General features: G+C 38.8%; 4 protein-coding genes. 3 read left to right on the top strand and 1 reads right to left on the bottom strand.

The genetic code is table 11. From position 1 onward, the window contains the following. Positions 1 to 51: 51 nt before the first annotated feature. The gene (locus IBX40_12420) at positions 52 to 684 is read right to left on the bottom strand and encodes a MarC family protein (protein MBE0525114.1); all 633 of its coding nucleotides are present in this window, start codon (positions 682 to 684) and stop codon (positions 52 to 54) included. A gap of 92 nt (positions 685 to 776) precedes the next feature. Here IBX40_12420 and corA point away from each other — a divergent pair, with 92 nt between their 5' ends. From corA to IBX40_12405, 3 genes are read left to right on the top strand one after another with little or no spacing between them, the layout of a single operon-like run. After that, positions 777 to 1,841, top strand: a complete 1,065-nt coding sequence (gene corA / locus IBX40_12415) for a magnesium/cobalt transporter CorA (GenBank protein ID MBE0525113.1) — start codon at positions 777 to 779, stop codon at positions 1,839 to 1,841. Between the two features lie 57 nt (positions 1,842 to 1,898). After that, positions 1,899 to 2,714 carry a sulfurtransferase gene (locus tag IBX40_12410; GenBank protein ID MBE0525112.1) on the top strand — a complete coding sequence of 272 codons (816 nt, stop codon included), beginning with the start codon at positions 1,899 to 1,901 and terminating at the stop codon, positions 2,712 to 2,714. Positions 2,715 to 2,723: 9 nt separating this feature from the next. Beyond that, entirely contained in the window at positions 2,724 to 2,936 is a 213-nt protein-coding gene (locus IBX40_12405) for a DUF1858 domain-containing protein (GenBank protein ID MBE0525111.1), read from the top strand. The last annotated feature ends 27 nt before the right edge of the window (positions 2,937 to 2,963 follow it).

Raw genomic sequence — 2,963 nt, 5'->3', positions numbered from 1 at the left:
TCTAATTACCCGGATATTTCTAAACCATCAAATTCTTAGATAATGAAATGATCATGGAAACGTCTGGTAAATGTTCCAGATACCCTGCGTAATGAAATTCACAGCCAGAGCAGCCAGAAACAGTCCCATGATCCTTGTGAATACCAACATTCCGGTATATCCGACCCATTTGTTAATTCTCCTGGAAAATAGGAATATCAATAGCGATATTGAAAAAGTCAGCAATATAGCAAGTCCGACCAATAACTTGTGCTCAATTACATCCGTATTACCTATCAACACTATTATTGTGGTAATTGTACCCGGTCCTGTGATAATAGGCATGGCAATGGGAAAAATCCAGACATCTTCACGTTTCTTGGACTCCTGCATCTCTTTTTCAGTAATACTCTCTCTTGAAATCTGAGCATGCATCATATCAAAAGCGATGGTAAATAACAGTATACCACCTGCAACTCTAAGTGAATCCACATTGATACTGAAGATCTTCAATAACAGATCACCAGTTATTGCAAAAAAAAGTGCTATTATACAGGCCAGTATGACGGATCGTTTTGCCATGGCATTCTTTTCCTCGAAAGTCATCTGGGATGTAAGGGAGATGAAGGTCAAAACTCCACTGATAGGATTTACAATCACAAAAAGGGACACAAATGCAAATAGCAGGAAAGCGATCTCGTTCATATAACTCCACTGAATATATGTATGGTATATATATAATACCCTTACTTTTAAATATAATCTATGCAATCTATTATATTATTAGGGGAGAAGCAATGTCCAGGTTTTTCAAAAAAAGAACACAAAAGATAGGCCTTCCGCCTGGGACTCTCGTCCATGTTGGGGAAAAGAAGGTAGAAAAAACAAAAATAACCATTATAGACTACGATGCTGAATATCTTGAAGAAAAGGTTGCAAAAACAGTCGATGAATGCTTCTCTTTCAAAGATAAACCCACAGTAACCTGGATTAACATTGATGGTATCCACGAGATTGAGATTATTGAGAAGATCGGGAATCATTTTGATCTGCATCCGTTGATCCTTGAAGATATTGTTCATACTGAACAACGTCCGAAAATGGAAGATTTTGAACATTACATCTATGTTGTTTTACGATTACTTACTTTTGATGAAATTGATAATGAAATAAACGCTGAACAGATAAGTATCATTCTTGGCTCAAATTTCATTATTTCCTTTCAGGAAATGGAAGGAGATGTTTTTGATCATGTCAGGGATCGTATCAGGAATTCAAAGGGCCGTATCAGAAAGATGGGGGCTGATTATCTTGCTTACGCATTGCTTGATGCCATTGTTGACAATTATTTTGTAATTCTTGAGAAACTGGGAGAAAAGATTGAAGCAATGGAAGAAGAACTGGTAACAAATCCCAGACCAGAGACATTACAGACCATACATGAGCTAAAAAGGGAGATGATATTTTTACGAAAGTCTGTCTGGCCACTGCGAGAAGTGGTCAACAGTATGGAAAGGGGTGAATCATCATTAATTCAGGATTCCACAACCATATATCTGAGGGATGTCTACGACCATACTATCCAGGTTATCGATACCATAGAAACATTCAGGGATATGCTTTCAGGCATGCTGGATATTTATCTTTCAAGTGTCAGTAATAAAATGAACGAAGTCATGAAGGTCCTGACCATTATTGCTACAATATTTATTCCCCTTACTTTTATTGCAGGTAATTATGGAATGAATTTTGAATACATGCCTGAACTTGGCTGGCGGTGGAGCTATCCTGTGTATTGGATGGTCGTCCTAACCGTAGCCGCTTTTATGGTCATGTATTTCAAAAGGAAGAAATGGTTATAATCTTTTGCGAATTGTTAAATATCAATATATTCATCTATTTTTGTGGGAGGTTTAGTTTTGACAAATAAGAATATTCAAAATAGGATTAATGCGAAATGGCTGAACGATCATATCGACGATCCTGAAATTCGGATAGTAGATACCAGGACTGCTGTTGATTATGCTAAAGGTCACATCAGGAATTCCGTGAACATTGGATTGAAAGATATTGTAAGGACACAACTGGGATTACCTGCCATGTGCATATCTCAGGATATTTTTGAACAGGTCTTAGGTTCCCGCGGGATTGATAATGGAACTCATGTTATTGCTTATGATAATTTTGGAGGGGTATTTGCAGCAAGGCTTCTCTGGACCCTGGAATATTTTGGACATGACAGGGTGAGTATATTCGATGGCAGTATCAAGGGATGGATCGATGAAGGTGGTGCGTTTACCAGTGAGGTCTCAACCGTTAAAAAAGCCAATTTTTCTGGTGAAGTTGATGAAACAAGACTTGCAACAAAAGAATGGATACTTGACCATTTGGAAGATGACAGGATAACATTCCTGGATGTGCGTACTGCAAGTGAGTTTACCGGCAAGACAGTATATGGTAAGAGGGGAGGACACATTCCCGGAGCTGTTCATGTACACTGGTTAGAGACAATTGATCCGACAACCGGCAGATTCAAGTCAGGTGAAGATTTGAAAATCTTATATGAAAACAAAGGGATAGATGCCAGTAAAGAGGTTGTTGCATACTGCTGGATGGGCCTGCGTGCCAGCCATAGTTATGCGATTTTGAGGTTGTTAGGATATCAACATTTACGCGTATACGATGCTTCTTGGGCTGAATGGGGAGAATTGGATACTGTCCCTATCGAAACGTAGGTGATATATATGGAAATTACAGAAGAGTGGAAACTTGAAAGGGTTATTGACCTATTTCCTGAAACGGTTCGTTTATTTCATGATGTGGGATTTACAGATCTTGAATCACCGGTAATGCGACATGCTGCCAAGCTGGTATCTATCAAAGAGGCTGCCGGGCTAATGGGAGCAGATGTTGAACATCTGGTTCTGAGATTAAACCAGTGTATTCAGGTAGATTGATCGAAGGTCTCTGGCAATAGTGAATCA

It is taken from the genome of Methanosarcinales archaeon (assembly GCA_014859725.1).
Lineage (GTDB): Archaea > Halobacteriota > Methanosarcinia > Methanosarcinales > Methanocomedenaceae > Kmv04.
The sequence above is the reverse complement of the archived record's forward strand: the minus strand, read 5'-3'. Positions and strand labels throughout refer to the sequence as shown.

Excerpts from the sequence above, each read along its gene's own strand:
- IBX40_12420 (MBE0525114.1), bottom strand. The coding sequence starts at position 684 with ATGAACGAGATCGCTTTCCTGCTATTTGCATTTGTGTCCCTTTTTGTG.
- corA (MBE0525113.1), top strand. The coding sequence starts at position 777 with ATGTCCAGGTTTTTCAAAAAAAGAACACAAAAGATAGGCCTTCCGCCT.
- IBX40_12405 (MBE0525111.1), top strand. The coding sequence starts at position 2,724 with ATGGAAATTACAGAAGAGTGGAAACTTGAAAGGGTTATTGACCTATTT.